This is a genomic window from Alteromonas lipotrueae, from assembly GCF_019249215.1.
Taxonomy (GTDB): Bacteria; Pseudomonadota; Gammaproteobacteria; order Enterobacterales; family Alteromonadaceae; genus Alteromonas; species Alteromonas lipotrueae.
Map to the genome: position 1 here is coordinate 168,758 of NZ_JAESDI010000006.1, position 17,190 is coordinate 185,947.

Annotated in this window: 15 protein-coding genes; 9 read left to right on the forward strand and 6 right to left on the reverse strand. The window is 43.2% G+C overall.

Annotated elements, in window-relative coordinates; genetic code table 11:
* Positions 1-193: 193 nt before the first annotated feature.
* Positions 194-1,126, forward strand: a complete 933-nt coding sequence (locus JKP82_RS08590) for a DHH family phosphoesterase (protein ID WP_159531735.1) — start codon at positions 194-196, stop codon at positions 1,124-1,126.
* Between the two features lie 187 nt (positions 1,127-1,313).
* On the forward strand, positions 1,314-1,985 hold the full coding sequence (locus tag JKP82_RS08595) for a nitroreductase (protein ID WP_159531733.1): 672 nt from the start codon (positions 1,314-1,316) through the stop codon (positions 1,983-1,985).
* 100 nt (positions 1,986-2,085) lie between these two features.
* Here JKP82_RS08595 and JKP82_RS08600 read toward each other — a convergent pair whose 3' ends face one another.
* From JKP82_RS08600 to JKP82_RS08615, 4 genes are all read right to left on the reverse strand, one after another.
* Entirely contained in the window at positions 2,086-2,553 is a 468-nt protein-coding gene (locus JKP82_RS08600) for a CreA family protein (RefSeq protein WP_159531731.1), read from the reverse strand.
* A gap of 350 nt (positions 2,554-2,903) precedes the next feature.
* Positions 2,904-4,478, reverse strand: coding sequence for an FAD/NAD(P)-binding protein (locus tag JKP82_RS08605; protein ID WP_258544369.1), 1,575 nt, complete (start codon positions 4,476-4,478; stop codon positions 2,904-2,906).
* 285 nt (positions 4,479-4,763) lie between these two features.
* Positions 4,764-6,107, reverse strand: coding sequence for a sensor histidine kinase (locus JKP82_RS08610; RefSeq protein ID WP_159531727.1), 1,344 nt, complete (start codon positions 6,105-6,107; stop codon positions 4,764-4,766).
* A gap of 8 nt (positions 6,108-6,115) precedes the next feature.
* A complete protein-coding gene (locus JKP82_RS08615) occupies positions 6,116-6,829 on the reverse strand; it encodes a response regulator transcription factor (protein ID WP_218396670.1) in 714 nt (237 codons plus the stop codon).
* Positions 6,830-6,997: 168 nt separating this feature from the next.
* Between JKP82_RS08615 and JKP82_RS08620 the strand changes: the two genes are divergently transcribed.
* Positions 6,998-7,468 carry a Spy/CpxP family protein refolding chaperone gene (locus JKP82_RS08620; RefSeq protein WP_218396672.1) on the forward strand — a complete coding sequence of 157 codons (471 nt, stop codon included), beginning with the start codon at positions 6,998-7,000 and terminating at the stop codon, positions 7,466-7,468.
* A gap of 119 nt (positions 7,469-7,587) precedes the next feature.
* Here JKP82_RS08620 and JKP82_RS08625 read toward each other — a convergent pair whose 3' ends face one another.
* Positions 7,588-10,734, reverse strand: a complete 3,147-nt coding sequence (locus tag JKP82_RS08625; protein WP_218396674.1) for a ligand-binding sensor domain-containing diguanylate cyclase — start codon at positions 10,732-10,734, stop codon at positions 7,588-7,590.
* A 392-nt stretch (positions 10,735-11,126) separates the two neighbouring features.
* Here JKP82_RS08625 and JKP82_RS08630 point away from each other — a divergent pair, with 392 nt between their 5' ends.
* Both JKP82_RS08630 and JKP82_RS08635 read left to right on the forward strand, forming a co-directional pair.
* Positions 11,127-11,672 carry a superoxide dismutase family protein gene (locus tag JKP82_RS08630; protein ID WP_159531709.1) on the forward strand — a complete coding sequence of 182 codons (546 nt, stop codon included), beginning with the start codon at positions 11,127-11,129 and terminating at the stop codon, positions 11,670-11,672.
* 174 nt (positions 11,673-11,846) lie between these two features.
* Positions 11,847-12,350 (forward strand): thioredoxin family protein, encoded by a 504-nt coding sequence (locus tag JKP82_RS08635; RefSeq protein WP_159531707.1) that lies wholly within the window; start codon positions 11,847-11,849, stop codon positions 12,348-12,350.
* A 228-nt stretch (positions 12,351-12,578) separates the two neighbouring features.
* Here the strand turns inward: JKP82_RS08635 and JKP82_RS08640 are convergent, their stop codons facing one another.
* Positions 12,579-13,010, reverse strand: a complete 432-nt coding sequence (locus JKP82_RS08640; RefSeq protein ID WP_159531705.1) for an OsmC family protein — start codon at positions 13,008-13,010, stop codon at positions 12,579-12,581.
* A 314-nt stretch (positions 13,011-13,324) separates the two neighbouring features.
* Between JKP82_RS08640 and msrA the strand changes: the two genes are divergently transcribed.
* From msrA to JKP82_RS08660, 4 genes are all read left to right on the forward strand, one after another.
* A complete protein-coding gene (gene msrA, locus JKP82_RS08645) occupies positions 13,325-13,918 on the forward strand; it encodes a peptide-methionine (S)-S-oxide reductase MsrA (protein ID WP_159531703.1) in 594 nt (197 codons plus the stop codon).
* A 188-nt stretch (positions 13,919-14,106) separates the two neighbouring features.
* Positions 14,107-14,895: a substrate-binding periplasmic protein gene (locus JKP82_RS08650; protein WP_159531701.1), complete on the forward strand. Its 789-nt coding sequence runs from the start codon at positions 14,107-14,109 to the stop codon at positions 14,893-14,895.
* Positions 14,896-15,110: 215 nt separating this feature from the next.
* Positions 15,111-15,719, forward strand: a complete 609-nt coding sequence (gene mobA, locus JKP82_RS08655) for a molybdenum cofactor guanylyltransferase (protein WP_159531699.1) — start codon at positions 15,111-15,113, stop codon at positions 15,717-15,719.
* A 150-nt stretch (positions 15,720-15,869) separates the two neighbouring features.
* Entirely contained in the window at positions 15,870-17,147 is a 1,278-nt protein-coding gene (locus JKP82_RS08660; protein ID WP_159531697.1) for a beta-propeller fold lactonase family protein, read from the forward strand.
* The last annotated feature ends 43 nt before the right edge of the window (positions 17,148-17,190 follow it).

Below are 17,190 nucleotides of genomic sequence, written 5' to 3' on the forward strand. Positions count from 1 at the left end.
CTTTGCTAATTAACACTGCTAATAAACAAAGACTATTAACGATTAACGCAATATAGGATTGTAATGCTAATGCATTTTAGGTTCGATTTAAAGCCCTTCTACGAAGGGAGGATTGTACTGTTGTGGTATTACGCTAAACTTCATTTTAGCTGTTACATTAAAAGCAGCAGCCTAATGGAGAGATGGAAACCACATGCCTGACAATAAATTTAGACTAGTTACTCGAAGCGACTTTGACGGATTAGTTTGTGCCGTTCTTTTGAAAGACTTAGGTCTCATCGATGATATTTTATTTGTGCATCCAAAAGATATGCAAGACGGTAAAATAGATATTACCGAAAGTGATATAACCACTAATCTGCCTTATGTGGCAGGCTGTCACATCGCGTTCGACCATCATCTCAGTGAAACAGTGCGAAACGCGAGTGATATTAAAAATCATGTTATCGACCCTGATGCGCCTTCTGCTGCGCGAGTGGTATACGACTATTATGGCGGCGCAGAAAAGTTTCCTAATATCTCCCTTGAAATGATGGAGGCCGTAGACAAAGGTGATGCCGCGCAGTTTTCCGAGGAAGAAATATTAGAGCCAACCGATTGGGTATTGATGAACTTCATTATGGATGCGCGTACTGGTTTAGGTCGTTTCCGTGATTTCAAAATTTCGAATTATCAGCTAATGATGAAATTGATTGATGCTTGTAAAGACAAGAGCATTGAAGACATTCTGGAAATAGAAGATGTTGCCGAGCGTGTTGCTTTGTATCACGAGCACAATGAGCTAGCGAAAGTGCAATTGGCTAAATGTGCAACTGTTCACAAGAACCTTGTTGTGCTTGATTTAACAGAAGAAGAAACCATTTACGCTACAAATCGCTTTGTTATTTATGCCATGTACTCCGACTGTAATATCTCTATTCATAAAATGTGGGGTATTAAGAAGCAAAATGTGGTTTTCGCTATTGGTAAATCAATCACGAACCGCACTTCAAACACGAACGTAGGTGAACTATGCCTTAAGTATGGAGGTGGTGGTCATTTGAACGCCGGTACGTGCCAAGTAGAAAGCAGTAGAGCGGAAGCCGTTCTAGACGAGATAATTGACACTATCACGTCTGATGGTTAATCCATACCAATAAAAGTACGCTGGGGGGGATGTTAAAAATCATTGGTAACGCACCCTGGCTTTCCCCTCGAATACATATCTATAAAAACAAACAATCCAATATCTGGTTAGCGCTTATTGCATACCTATCTTGCTGTGTTTACTCTATTTTAACAATTGAGCGTAATGACTAAAATAGGAAGTAAGTATGAACTTTGCTGAATTTGCTGCATCACGTAAGAGCGTACGTGGTTTTACGAAACAAGCTGTTACTAAAGAAACCGTTGATGCCATAATTAACGCAGCAAAATGGGCCCCTTCGTCTTACAACACCCAAACGTGGAAAATACATGCGGTATCGGGTGACGTGCTTGATAAAATTCGTGAAGGTAATACAGAGAGAACATTAGCCGGTACGCCTTACGTGAGAGACTTCCCGTACAAGGAGGATTATGACGGCGTTCATAAACAGCGCCAGCGTGAAGTTGCCATGCAGTTATTTGATGTAATGGGTATAGCCAGAGAAGACAAAGAAAAACGTATGGACTGGATGATGCGTGGCTTTCGCCAGTTCGATGCGCCTGTATCGCTCGTATTAACTTACGATAAAGCTCTAGAGCCTGCAGGTATCACGCAATTTGGTTTAGGCTCTCTAGCTTACGGTATTGTATTAGCCGCGTGGGATTTAGGGCTTGGTTGCGTAATTAACGGTCAAGGCATAATGCAGTCTGATGTAGTGCACAAACATGCGCAAATACCAGACTCTGAGGCCATTATGATTTGTATTGCGCTAGGTTACCCTGATGAAAACTTTGCTGCTAACGAGGTAAGGTCGGTACGTGCCGACAATGAAGAGTTCGTCACGTACCACGGTTTTTAGTTCTAAATTAAACTTAAATTACGTCTCTAGCTAATCTTTGACGGCTAGCAATTGACGGGTAGCAATTGACGGGTAGCAATTGTTGGTAAGTAATCGGCGGTTAATCTTCGTTAGTAATCACACCGTAGGCCGCCGTTCCCCATAAAGGCACGGTTGATAAGCTATGTTTATAACTTCCTGATGTTTCTTTTGTAGAATACGAAAGATACATCAAGGTTTGTGACTTGGCGTCAAAAATGCGTCTCACTTTCATATTTTTAAAGAAAATACTTTTCGACTTTCTGAAAATAATATCGCCTGAATCTGACTTATCGATATCTCTGAGCATTTGCGCGGTAATTTCACCGGTTTGACGGCAAGCGATAGAGCTATCGGAAGGATCAGACACATCTAAATTCGCTTCAATGCTAGAGATGTGGCAAGTTACGCCCGTAACGATAGGGTCTTGCATGGCATCTAATTTAATATCTTTAGTGGTGAATACGCCTAACGACACATCTCCCACTTCGTTATCACTGCACGCGGCTAAGCTGGCTGCTGCGACCATCACGGCAATTATCTTTTTCATTTTTCTATCCTTTTAAAGCACGTTCTAATAGTGCGTCTACCCCTAATACGGTAATCACTTAAAAATCGATTTTTATCCCCAAATGACACAGGCACTCTAGCATAGATGGTGCATAGTTTTATTGGCTCACTTAAGCTTATTCACAACTAACTCGGCGACTTGATCGCAAAAGTCGAAACCGGAATAGTCTGGATTAAACCCACTAATATAGGGTACTGCCATAATAAAATAACGTTCATCCACGCTGCCGTTCGCTAGAAGGGGCTGAAAATCATCATTAATAGCAAAACCACCCGTTTCTAAATAGTATTCATTGTCGGAACCTTTGCATTCGCTATTAGGGTTGTCTGCTAAATGCTTTTTACCTTGGTGCTTGTCTTTAAACGTACTTTAGCGACCAATGGCTCGGCATCTGCAAACATAGATTTAAAGGGAAATTCGTCTATTGGCAGCGACTTCTGCCCAGTGCAATCGATAAAAGTTTTATATGTGTTTACAGCAGGCTTGTTATCCTCGTCCTTAAAATGAAATTGAAAATCGCCATCGCCTTCAATTTCAAGGTGACTACTGCTATCTACAGCAACAATATCGAGTACGCCACTATCGTGAAGGGCAAGTAATTGAGAAGCGGATGATTGCGGAATGTTCGCAATCATAAGGCCAATGAGTGGTAAAAGGTGATTGCGTAGTCGTAGGGTATCTTCTGCGCTAAAATACTTAGCGGGGTGGTTCATCGTGAAGCTTAACAATGCGAGGGCTTCTTTCCATTCTAAGGTGTGCGTTTGTTTAATCGACTGCTCAGCTTGCAGGTACTCAATTTTAAATAAGGTGGAGGGCTCATACGCTTTACGAGACTCAAGCATCCATTGGCAAAACGCTTCTACATTCATGTCTTCGATTTTCTGATGAAAGTGAGGGGCGCGTTTTTTTAATGTCGCTTTGAAGTTTCGCTCAAAAATAAAGTCTAAACTTAAGAAACCATCGTTATCAGCCCTATGTTGAGCAATTTCTTGCTCGCTTAGCATGCCTTCATCAGACACTAGTGGGTCGTCTAAGTGAAAGCGAATATTCGGCAGTAAGCCCGCTAAAGAGTGCATGATTATCTTGAAATCTGGTACGTCGTCGAATAAACGATATTTTAGTTGGTTATCAGATTGATAAAACTCACCATTAGCTTCGCTTAATGTACGAATTGCATCAATAGCGGTAAGGGAACTGCCTTTAAGCGCTATTGTATGGTTATATTTTTGCTGCAACTTAGTGGGCGGGTAGGGAGAATCAAAATACCCTTTTACTTTACCTTCGTGGATCTTGGGCCAAATATGGCCAGTGCAGATCACCACGTTATCGAATCCTGTTACCCATCCACTGTCAGTTAATATGTTAGTGCCAGTATGACTGTCGGTGTTTGTAAGCTCAGGGCTATTATTACGCTCAAGGCTACTTTCATCTGCAGTGCTGGGTTTAATGTCCAAAATGTTGCACTGAAGATGCACGTTCACGTGTATCCCTGCTGAACGGCATTTGCCAATTAGTTCACAAAATTGGGCCTGTAAATATTCCCCAATGAGCAATCGGGGTACCACGTGTTTTTCATGTAGTTTAGTTTTTACAATTTGATATTCCGCGAGGTGCTCGGAGCTTTGTTGGCGCAGCCATTCAAGTAGTGTTTCATCAAACGGAGCCAGCTCATCAGATGAAATGTTGGTAATATGTTCCCACGACGCCCCATCTTTACTATAAGGCATGCCTTTGCCAAGGGCGGTATTTCGCTCAAAGATATCGAAGGTTAAACGAGGAGGTGCTCTGCCATTTACACTCTCGGCATCATCAAGCTGCTTGTCAAAAAAGCGCAATACTTTTTTTAGAATAGAAAGGGCGCTGGGGCCGCCACCAATTAACGCAATCCTTGTTTTTGTCATCATTATCCTGCCCGTAATAAAGCACGCTATTTATTAGAAATATATTATCTCCACGGTGTTGTCGAGCCTATACTTCAAGCACGTAACGCAGGCTATTCACATTGGCAAACACGGGGAATAAGTTAGCTAGTCATCATAAATAAGCAGGTTATATGCCTTATTTTCAAGCTGCATTGCACTGGTTTTTTACTCGGCTGTAGGGGGCAGGTTAGACAGTACTGGTTTATATCAGGATTGAATCTGGTTCAACGTTCTATATCGAATAGTTGGCGGATTATACGCGGTGGATTACTGATTTATCGGCAACGCAATTGCAACGCTTAAGCCACCATCGGCAGGGCGAGTCATTTGTAATCTTCCACCATGTTTTTCAATGGCTTTTTTCGCAATGCTCAGCCCTAGTCCGAACCCTGATGTATGCATTTGGTTGCCTGCACGGTAGAAAGGTTGAAGCAACTTTTCTATTTCATCACTATCAACGCCAGGGCCATGGTCGCGCACGGTAATTACAGCCATGTTATTCTGCTTTTCCGTGCTCACCTCAACCAATTCACCGCGAGATGAATATTTGCAGGCATTGCCGATAATATTTTCCAGTGCTTGATGAAGGGCTTCTGCATAACCTGAAATTGTTACATTTGGCTCGCAGTTAAGGGTTAGAGGAATGCCCGGGTAGTGCACTGCCATATCGTCGGCTATACGTTCGCACAGGGCATTAATATCGCAAGCTTCTGGGGTTGGCTTACCTTTTTCTAACTTTGAATAATCCAATATTTGTTGAATAAGTGCATCCATACGAACGCAATCATTATGAATTTGCTTCACATGGCGACTATCAGGCGTGTGCTGCTCTATAATGGCTGCTGATGCTTGCAAACGAGCCAGCGGCGCGCGAAGTTCATGGGAGACATCATGCAACAGTTGTTGCTGATTCGTGGCAGCTTGATGCGTTTTATTGACCATAAAGCTAATATCAGCGGCTAAGTCGCCTAGTTCATCACCACGAGTCAGAATGGCTCTAGGCAGCGTGGCAACTTCTTGTTGGTTGGCATAACGTCGACTAAACGCACCTAGGTAGTTAATAGGGCGTACGATGCCCCAACTTAATAGCGCACTGACAATGGCTGAGGCAATAAAGATAAAAACGAACTGCAGAGATTGAAACCGGTAAAGTACTTGTTTATAGATGCGAGGCGCTTCTGGCAATCGGGTTTCTACCCGGTAGGGCAGTGCAGATAGGCCATAAACTAATTTTACTGTGCGATCCCGTTGAGGCACTTTGTTCATACGATAATGATAGATGGTTCTACCCGTGTTATCCGATATCTGCATAGCAATGAGATCGCCACGATGTCTGACATTATGGCTTATCCAATCTTTTATTTTCCCTTTAGGGACATTACCGTTTGCAAGGTCTTGCTCGTAACGCCACACAATGCGTTCGGCTTGGCTAAGTACACCATTAAAATAACGTTGGTTGTATTCATCAGAAGTGTATTTACTAATCAGTACATATCCTGTGGCAGTCATCACGAGTAGGCTAGCTAACCAGAACGTAAGGAATATTCGCCAAAACAGGCGTTTGAACCCAAACGTTTGTTTTATTGAATGCCAAACCTCTGAACGCTTCATGCTATACCTTACTGTTGCGTTGGTGGGGTAAGCATTTGATAACCCACGCCACGAACCGACTTAATCACGTCGTTTATACCTACCGCAGTCAGCTTCTGGCGTATTCGGCTTACGTGTACATCCATCGCGCGGTCGTAGGCTTCAAGTGGCCGATTAAGCACTTCTTCTGTCATTTCTTGTTTAGTAATGGTTTGTCCAACGCGTTCCATTAACAAGCTTAGCGCATTGAACTCTGCGCCAGTTAAAGGCAGAGGGGTGTTGTCTACTAACGCCGTTCTAGCGCCGCTATCAAGTACAATACCGTGAAGTTGAGCATGCACAACCGCTTGGGTTGGCGCATTGCCATTTTGGGTCCGGCGAATAATGGCGCGAATACGCGCGCCGAGTTCCCGTGGGTTACAAGGCTTCGCTAGGTAATCATCCGCCCCCATTTCTAAGCCAAGAATTCTATCTATGTCATCACCACGGCCCGTAAGCATGAGAATAGGCGTTTGCTTTTTTGCGCGAACATTACGCAGTACATCAAGGCCTGACATGCCGGGCATCATAATATCTAATACTACCGTATCGAACTCATCGCTTTGCAATAGGCGGGTAACGGCGGCATCGCCACTATTTAAGGTTTCAACTGCAAAGCCGTCGGTCTGCAGGAATTCACTGAGTAGCGCGCAGAGTTCTGCGTCGTCATCTACCAGTAAGATTTTGTATTTTTCATTTTCCATAAAATAGAGCTTAACCGTTTTATTTTGAGGGCTTTTCAACTTTACCGAACTTTACACTAGCTTAACCCTACTTATCGAATCGTTTATGCATACTTAGCTTCGTTGATGAAACAAAACGTTTCCCCCATGTCATGCAGCATCATGACCAAAACAAGTAGGAATATTAAGATGAAAAAATTAATTGCCGGTGTTTTATTGAGTGCATGTATCGCCACTACTGCTTATGCAGGTGGTAAACATTCTGATGATCGTAAAGGTCCCGACTTCTTCCCCATACACAAAATGACGAAAGTGCTAGATTTAACTGACGAGCAACAAGATGCACTAAAAGCATTAAAAGCTGAACTTAAAGCGGAGCGTAAAGCAAACCGCCCAGAGAAAGGTAGTGAAGGCTCGTTCAGAGCGCAATTTAAGGCACTCGATCCGTCAGACGCTAATTACGAGCAAGACCTAAATGAACTTGCAAACCTAAAAGCCGAAAAAGCGAAAGCACGTTTCCTTAAAATGGCCGATGTACGTGTCAAGGTAAGTGAAATTCTAACTGACGAACAGCTAGAAAAGTTCGAGTCGATGAAAGAAAAGCGTGGCAAGCGTGGTGAGCGCGGCGACCGTGGTGACAAGAGAGAAAGAAACAGTTAGTCGTATTATAGACTTTGTTTTTAATAAAAGCCCCCGCAGTTGGAAAGTCCAACGAGCGGGGGCTATTTTGTTGACTATTACTGTTTTATGTTCAGCAAAACTCGCCTTGGTGTTCTTTATTATTGCGAGTTACTAGGTTGTTGAACTTGCGCGTAGGTAAAAATAGATGAAGGCGCTTTGGCAACCTTTTCTAGTGCCTTTCGGTCTGTGCTTGATGGAATAGACGTTATTCCCATCCATGTGTTGCGGCGATTATTTTTCGCGCCATAAAGCGCGGTATCTGCAAACCCTATTGTGGTTTGCCAATCAAAAATATTGTAGTGCTGCTGAGAAAGCGGGTATGCAGCATAGCCAATTGAACAGGTGACGTGTTTGCGTGTTTCTTCTGTAATTTGGAAAGTAGTCGAACCCACAATATCCACCGCTCGCTCTGCCAACACGCAAGCTTCTTCTCTAGGCGTGTTATGGACGACGACTAAAAACTCTTCACCACCCCAGCGAATAAGGTAATCAGTCTCACGAAATATATGCTTTAAGCGTTTTTGTGTTTCAATTAGAACCTTGTCACCAGCCTGATGACCATAAGTATCGTTAATGTTTTTAAAGTGGTCTAAATCGACAACGAAGAATAATATATCGTAGTCGTTATTGGGAACAGTGTACGTTTGATCGCAGTTATCGTAATAACGCTGCACTAGGGCAATATCGCGCTCAATATGTTGTGTTAGATAGCGCCTGTTGTGCAACCCAGTCAGCGGGTCAGTCAAGCTGGCCTCTTTGAGCGCGGCGGCTTGTTCACTGAGTTGCTTATTGGCTGTCAATAACTCAGCGGTTCTTGCGTTCACGAGTTTTTCTAAAAATGCTTGACGGTGTCTGTGGTGTTTTACCCCTAGTAAATGGCCTATGTACACAGCGACACATAAAAATAAAATAGCGGCAAATTTTGCTAGCGGGGTTTGATACCACGCTGGCAAAACAACTAACTGTCGATGCAATGCGTTTTTTTCCCACGTGATCCCATCGTAAGAGTACTCAATTTGCAAAGTATAGTCGCCAGGTTGTGGCATAGTAATGACGGCTAAACGTTGCTCAGCATTTGCTTGAACCCAGTTTCCATCTAATCCCAATACGCGATAGCGATAGTGAGTATGTTCAGGGGTAAGGTAATCAAGCGCCGCAAATTCGAAGGTTATTCGTTTTATCAGCGGAGGAACTGTCAAATCAGTCGCGATTAGCCCTAGCGATTCGATGCTATCGTCATGGTGAACCACAGTAACATCAGTGAGCAAAATCGGCACAGACGACTTCGAAAACGTAAAGTTAGCACTGTCAATAATGGTTAAGCCGTTGATGCCTCCAAAAACAATGTCGTTCTCATCTGTCGTTGCAGCTGCTGAATGTGCATAAGGCGCATTCACCACGCTTGGTGCAGCGACTGCGTGACTGACAACAAAAGTATGGCGATTTATTGCCGCAATGCCCTGTGTAGTACTTACCCAAATATGATCTTCGCTTTCTCCCGCGATAGCAGCAATATTATCGCCTGGTAAGCCACTAGAGCTCTCTATTTGAATCCAGTCGGCTTTGTTAGGGTTAACAAATAAACCTGCAGAGCCTGTACCAACCCAAAGGTAACCTTTATCGTCAACGAATAAGCTAGATATATATTGTTGTTTTAGAATGGGATGAGCAACGTGAGTTGTAGCCAAGTTGATAGTTCGATCCATTCGAATATCGCCTTCGACCAATCCTTGCCACGTACCAATCCATAAGCGATTCTCATCAATGGCCAATGAGGCGATACGTCTCTCGGTAATACTGTCAGCAAATTCAATTTGTTTTTCTGTAGCGTTGTGCTGCACCCATAAGCCGTCTGTGCCGCCTAGCCACAAACTCGTCCCTGTCGATAAAAAGGCAGTGGTAAATGTTGTAGGGCTACGTGCTGAAACCGCCAACGGTCGGCCTTGTTTAGTGACACGGTCAACTTTCACTGTTGCAAAGTTGCTTGACGCATATACATCACCATTTTTAGAGACATGCAAGGTTTCAACGGGGTTTTCTGAAGTTTCCCAAAGCGGTTCTGTTTTGCCGTTTACTGGTGACAGTATTTCAATACCAGCATTACCAGAACCGACGAACAGTTCGCCATGATGAGACTGTACCGAATGTACTTTTCGGTAACTCAAGCTTTTATCAATATTTGCACCACCAAATATATTGATTATTGAATGGTTATTCGCATCGAAAATATTCAGTGTGTGCCCAGCGCCAATCCACACTAGCCCCTTGCTATCGGTAAAGGTAAACCAGATATTGTCGTCAGCAAGCGAGGCTGGTTGAAGTGGATTGTGCGAAAACTGGCGGGTTTCGTGAGTCTTAATATTCACTTCTATCAACCCTTGCCCAAAAGTGCCAAGCAGCAGCAAATCAGGTTTTATTTCGCTCATTGTGAAAAGCCAAGGCAATGTCGTGCTACCAATCGCTAATTGGCGAAACGGTGCATCCACATTTTTGACGAACAAGCCTTTGTCGGCGGTGCCTACGACGAGTGAGCCTGAAGCGGTCGAAAGAATACTACTGATACGGGGTTGTTTATCACTACCAACTTCTACTAGTTGCGGAGCATGTTTTATGCCGCTACTTGCGATATCAACAAGCGGAAAATGAAACAGCCCATGTTGAGAGCCAACCCACAACTGGTGCTTGTTATCTACATGAAGAGCATGGATCCTCGCTTTATTAGGTAGTTCAAATCTCAATAGTTTTTTCGTTGCATCATTAAAAATGAACAAGGCTCTATCTGATGTAAAAGTGAAAATATTATTATTGGCAACCGAGGTGACGTTAAGGTGGAGTATCGATACATCCGAAAGTAAACTTTGTTCATAAGCAATGAGTTGAAGTTTTCCTTGGTGTAAACGGTAGAGACCTTGTTGAGTACCTACCCATACTTCGCCATTGTTTGTAGCAAAGGTGGCTTGAATTTGAGGCGATGGCGTATCGCTTTGCTTATTTTCAAATGTTACCGCTTTCAACGACTGGGAATCCCATCGCCATAACCCTTTGGAATCAACAAACCAAATAAACCCGTCTTTAGTTTCCAATACCGAAAGGATAGGGCCGTCAATGAGTGAAGTCTCGGCTAGAGGCGTGTAAAACGTAGGCTGATGAAGCGTATGCCAGCTAGTGCTAGCTAAAGCAGGGATGCAGAAAAATAATGGCAACACTGATAAAGTGCGAAACAGATTAAAAACTCTAGTTAACAAAGTAGCGTACCACGTTAATCGTTAGTATTAACCCAATGCATACTGATGCACTAAATCTCTTTTGTACTTTGAGAATAAAGCGTTGTTATTCGTGTTGCAACGAGAAACAGGCGGCAGCAGTATTAATATAGACTTCATTGAATAAGCGCTTGTTTGCGTAAAGATTACACATCACCAGTTAAATCGTTACACCTATTCAAAGGCAACGGTAACGCTTAAATTATCGAGATCCTATTAATGTTTGCTTTTCATGTGGTTATAGCGAATTAACCACTTATGGTGCAAATTATGCTGCTCTTAAAAGTAAGTTGTAATGCAAGCTCGCCTAACAATTGCACGGGTACGGGTACGGGTTTCATTAATACGAATTTTAAGCAGAGAAGGAGAACGCGATGAAAAAGCTTACGTTAACCGCTATGGTGGGTGCAATCTCACTAGCCTTAAGCGCAAATAGTTTCGCAGGCCATCATGAGGATGAAGGGAAAAAGATTATGATGAATAATCTGAAAACAGGCGAAGCTATCGGCAGCGTGATGGTAAGTAGTTACGACGATGACGGTGTGGTATTTACGCCAAAATTATCAGGGCTAACCCGAGGTATTCACGGCTTTCATATACATGAAAATGGCGACTGCTCTGCGGCGATGAAAGATGGCAAAAAGGTGCTAGGTGGTGCTGCAGGCGGGCATTTCGACCCTGAAAATACGGGTAGTCACAGTGTACCTTGGTCTGAAGAAGGTCATGAAGGTGATTTGCCAACCTTGTACGTTGATGAAAGTGGTAATGCGACTCAACCTGTGTTCGCACCAGAATTGGAGCTTGAAGACATCGAAGGGCGCGCCATTATGATTCATGCCGGTGGCGATAACTACTCTGATTCCCCAGCCAAACTTGGCGGTGGCGGCGAGCGAGTGGCTTGCGGCGTAATCGGTAAATAGATAGCCTCTAAGAGCAACATTAGTAACCAAAGCGGCAGGAATGCCGCTTTTTTTGTGTTTAAGTTCCTCACAACTATCAAAGCCGTTCAAACCTGAAAAAGGGGGAATAGCGAACTTGCGTTTTACCTCAATGCACTATTGAATACGGTAATACGCTTTTTAAGGAGATGTAAGGTGTTTACAGATAAGTTTGTGTCTACTGTGCTAAAGTCAATGTTAACTGTATTAATAGTAATAGTCTCAACCAATGCTACGAGTGCAGATGACATTTCAGATGTTGTGGGTGAAATTAGCGGTGAAGCATTGCTAGCACAGTATCCAGCCTTTATGGACGAATATAAGTCGTACCAACCGAGCGACGCTGAGATTAAAGCAGTATCTGCTTTAGAAGACGATACGCTAATCATACTATTTGGCGCATGGTGCCATGACAGTGAAAGGGAAGTGCCCCGACTATTAAAAACACTAGATGCTAGCGGGTTAGATGTACCTCAATTTACTTTATTCGCCGTTGATAGAAAAAAGAGCGACCCAGAGGGAGTGGCAGAAAAGCACGGGCTTAACTATACGCCTACCTTCATATTAATGCGCGATGGTGAAGAAATAGGGCGAGTAGTAGAACGTGCGGAAACCAGTTTAACCCAAGATTTACAGGTGCTGGCGTTAGCGGCCGAGTGAAGCAGCGGATAAAGAAGTAGTTGATAAGATGGTATTGAATAAAAGAAGCAGCAGGCCTCTGTTAGCCTGCTGACTTATCCACTAATTTTTTACAATCGCCTTGTTCAAGAGCTAGCCTTAAACCTTAGTTCAATAACCTAACCTAGTCGCTAATTCAAGAACCTGGTCAAAAGACCTAAGCCAAGAGTTAAACTCAGTAGCTATTAATTAATAACATGACGAAAACTGTTACTGGTTAAGCGTGTACTCAAGGGTGATTTTCGTATCTAAAAGCTGCGAAACTGGGCAGTTATCTTTTGCTTCCTGAGCAATTTTAGCAAATTCGTCTTCGGTAATACCCTCAACGCTCGCTTCTAGGCTCAACGCTGACTGACTAATCTCATAACCATCGTCTGTCTTGTCTAAACTAATTTTAGCCGTAGTGTTTAGTTCTCCGTCATCATAGCCTGCGCTTGATAATGCAAAAGATAAGGCCATGGTGAAGCAGCTAGCATGTGCCGCCCCTATGAGTTCTTCGGGGTTGGTGCCTTTGCCATCTTCAAATCGTGTATTAAATCCGTAGGGTTGATTAGATAATGTGCCTGTTTCGGTCGAAATACTGCCTTTGCCTTGTTTGCCTAAAGGTTTGTATGCCGCACTGCCTGATTTAACTATGCTCATTTGCTATTTCCTTACGTTTTTGACCAAACTGGTTATACAGTTTGAATTTTAAAAACGTAACGATGCAAGTGCTCTGCCGTTGTCACTAATTTTCTGCAAACCTAAGCCATGCAGGCGATAGCGTTATAATGCTGATAGTAAACGCCACGAGTGTCGTAAGTTAAATGTGGTGTCATCACGTTATGGCTACAGAGATACATGAAAATTTTACGTGCAATTATAATGTCACTGAAAATGAAAGTTTCTAAGGCTTAATCCGTTCTGTATTAGTGAGCCGTATATTTTGTCTTCGATAGTTAATTTTAAGGTTAATAATGAAATCTATTTTGCCCGCATTATTATTAAGCACGTTTATCGCTGCCCCAATTGCCAATGCTGACGAGACTGTTCTGGCTGGTGGGTGTTTCTGGTGCATGGAATCTGATTTTGAAAAATTAGAGGGGGTAACCGATGTGGTCTCGGGTTTTACCGGAGGAACCGCGCCCAATCCTACCTATAACGGCAGCCATAAGGGGCATTATGAAGCGGTGAAGATAACCTATGATGAAAGCAAGGTGTCGTATCGAGAGATACTCGACCATTACTGGGTGAATATCGACCCCTTCGATGCAAGAGGGCAATTTTGTGATAAAGGCCCTAGTTATTTAAGTGCCGTGTTTGTGGCTAGTGAAGAAGAACGTGCCATCGCACAAGACACTAAAAATGCGGTAAAGGCGCAATTTCCAAATCAAACAGTGGTTACGCCTATTTTAGATTCATCGACGTTTTATCCCATTAAAGGTGACGAGATAGGTCATCAGGATTTTTATAAAAAAAGCCCAGTGCGCTACAAATTATATCGCTGGAACTGCGGCCGCGATCAGCGCTTAGAAGAGATTTGGGGTGATAAATCAACAGGTGAGTCTTAATTGGTTTCGTGCGGTGATCATTATTGAGTGCCGCTGCAGTGGACTAAAACACAGGTCTGCTTTGTGTGGCATTATCCGATTTGTATTTTTATCTCGCTATTTTTTCTTTATAGTTAATTTTAAAAGACACATAAACGTTGTTTAACATTTAATAGCGATGAAATTATCAAAACGGCTGGAAGTTGTACATGAAGAAGTACGTTGTGGTTAAGCTTATCTTGCTGTGTCTGGGATTTTCATCTTACGTTAGTGTGGCTGAAAAAAGCCAGCTACCTATGCCGAAAGATGGCGATACACTGTTAACCACAGGTTCGAGCTATTTCCCTTATGTTGATAAGAAGGCGCAAGACGGTGGCTGGTCTGTTTCCTTAGTGAAAGCTATTTTCAAGCGTATGAATACCCCCATTTATATCGATTATTTACCGTGGCAGCGCGGTTACAAATGGGCGCTTGAAGGCAAGTACCAAGGTACATTTCCCTATGTTTATACCGACGAGCGGGCTAAGTCGTTTATTTACTCTAAAAAAATTAATTCAATTCCCGTACGTATTTACACCTCGAAAGAAATGAAAGTGAATACATTAGCTGACGTTACAGGGGCTCGCCTGTGTTTGCCCTATGGTCATAGCTTAAGTAGCGAACAGTCGGCGTTTATCAAAGCTTATAAACTTTCTGTTCAACGAGCGGCCGATGCAGGAGGGTGTATTGTTCAAGTATCGAAAGGCTGGGGCGAAGTAGGCTTTACTAACGGTTATCTGCAAGGCGATTACAATTCAGCGCTATTTGAAGTGTTAGATAGTGTGAATATTATCGATATTCCTGTAGCCACTATTCCGCTTTATTACATTGTCTCTAAAGAGCTTGAAAATGCGCAAGCGCACATCGATAAATTTAATGCAGCATTAGCGTTTATTGAACAGTCCGGCGAGCGCCGCCAAATAGATGCGCGGTTTGAAGCCATAGCCAATCAAAAATAGCACTGGTTGAAATACTGCAAGCAATTAGGCGCTGTCATTGCGCTTAATCAATGTAAATGTGCTTAATAGATAACCATATTAACTGGCGTAAACCGCTAACTAAATACTGCCTCAATTATCATCAGTTGACTGAAATTTATGACTATCTCCATGCTAATAGCGTGGTAAAGTGAGTTGAGATTTTGTTAAGGGTAGTATTAGGAAAGGAAGTTGGTATGGTCATCGATGGTGTAGTGCTAGCAGGTGGGATGTCAAGCCGAATGGGGGAGGATAAAGCACTTTTGAAACGTGACGAGCGCGATATGCTTACTTACACGGCAGACTTAGTTTCCTCATTACCTATTGAGTATTTATTGATTAGCCGCAATGAAGCGATCACTGCTAATTATCTGACTAATGAGGCTGATGACTGCGCTCAGAACTATAAAGTGGTCAATGATGTTGTGGCAGATATTGGGCCTCTGGGGGGGATATACTCTGTCGCTATTCAGAGCAACGCTGACGCATTGATTATCACGCCCGTTGATTTGCCACTGTTACGAAAAGAAGATTTAGAAGCGCTTATCAACAGAGGAACTAGCGCAAAACGTCCCGTCTATTATTCCCATCATTATCTACCCTTATTTTTGCCATTAACCATAGAGATTCGTCAGTACCTGGAAGATGTTGTTAAAGGAAAAGTGCCGCAGCGTTCGGTCAATACAATGTGTACAAATTTTGGTGCAATTGAAGTAACACCTAAAAAAAATTCGCGGTTAACCAATGTGAATACGCCTGCACAGTGGAATGCCGCAAAAAAATTGCTATTACTGGCCGGAAATTAACGACATTTCAACGAACATTACTTTCTTGTTAGTGTGTTTAATCATCAGCTGGCTTATTATTTAAGCGCGTAAACAAATCGCTTTTTGCCAAAGCGCATCAATTTCACCGAATTCAATATTGCTTGTTCAATACATTTAAGGGTTAATGCAATGCTTTGTACCTCTTTATCATCCGCTAAATCTTATATGCAGATAGCTGGCTTGTGCATTTGCTGCGTTGTCTTCTCTTTCTCGGTGAGTGCCGCTAATGCCAACGGTCAGGCTTCCACTGATGGTGAAGTTCGTCAGGAACCACTATCCCCCAGTTTGGTTGACGTTGAACGCTACCCTGAAGCAGATGTTACCCAACCAGTCCCTCAATTTAGTGCAGATGCAAGTTGGCCTACAATGCCGAAAACATTGATTATTGGTCAGGTGCCGGGGCTGTCTGTAGATAAAAACGATAACGTGTGGATACTACATCGACCAAATTCACTGAGTAAGCTTGATGTAGGGCTTTCCAACAAGATGGGACTGTGCTGTGAAGCTGCCCCTCACGTCTTACAATTCTCTGCGCAAGGCGACTTACTGAAAGCGTGGGGCGGGCCTGAAATTTCACCTTCAATAAACGGCGAAAACCAGTGGCCAGCAACAGTCCATGGACTTTATGTGGATGAAGAAAGCACGGTGTGGTTAGGCGGCAATGGCGATGGCGATCATGTGGTGCTTAACTTCACTGAAAATGGGGAATTTATACGCCAGTTTGGCACTCGCGGGAAAACCGACGGCAACTTAAGTAAATCAATGTTAGGTAATCCTGCCGACATTTTTCATAACACCCTGACTAACAAAGTTTTTATTGCCGACGGGTATATTAATAAACGCGTGGCGGCGTTTAACACAGATGCCAACGAGTTTGACCAACTATGGGGTGCGTACGGCACTGCACCCGGCGGCGGTACGCGAGAAGGCGCGTTCGATGTTTCTCAAGCTACCGCCAATGCCGGTGCTACCAGCACACAAGCGCAAAATTTTGGCGACATTGTGCATTGTGTAACCCTAGCAACTGACGGCAGAATATATGTGTGCGATAGACGGAATAATCGGATTCAAGTATTCAAAGCTGATGAGAGTGGCACGGTTAATTTCGTGCAAGACGTGATAGTGGCTGGCGAAACCGGCGGCTTAGGTACAGCTTCTGACATCGCATTTTCGCCAGACAATAAATACATGTACGTGGCCGATATGATGAATGGTCGCATTTGGATTTTATTACACGAAAACTATCAAGTGTTGGGAAGTTTTGGTCGTCCTGGCCGCTACCCTGGTCAGTTTACTTGGTTACATAGTGTGGTAGCTGACAGCAAGGGTAATCTGTACACCTCTGAAGTCAGTACAGGCCGACGAGTACAAAAATTTGTATTAACAGGCTTTGAGAATAATCAATAGCGCTAGGCAAATCGGCTAAGTAAAAAAGTTGAACAATAGCGGT